We start from the raw sequence: 283 nt of genomic DNA on the forward strand, positions 1-283 counted from the left end.
CAGGGCAAGGTGAAGGTCGAACTCACGCTCCTGGAGTGGAAGGACGGCCGGGACAAGATCAAGCAGGCCGTCGCCGCCGGCAAGGGCCCCGACGTCTGGCTGATGAACAACGGCCTGGAGCTCGACTACCTCAAGGCCGGCACCCTCGCCCCGCTCGACAAGCTCGGCTACACCGCCGCCGACACCGAGAAGTTCCTGCCACTGGCGAAGGTCGACGAGTACGACGGCAAGATGCACGGCGTCCCCCTCTACTTCGACGTGGACGTCATGCTCTACCGCACCG

The 283-nt window shown here is 65.7% G+C and carries 1 protein-coding gene; it reads left to right on the forward strand.

What is annotated here, in order from left to right; genetic code table 11:
* The coding region (locus tag PUR61_RS03385; RefSeq protein ID WP_329875437.1) for an extracellular solute-binding protein at window positions 1-283 on the forward strand (283 nt) is incomplete at both ends.

Origin of the sequence: Streptomyces sp. BE20, assembly GCF_036322525.1 — a bacterium.
GTDB lineage: Bacteria > Actinomycetota > Actinomycetes > Streptomycetales > Streptomycetaceae > Kitasatospora.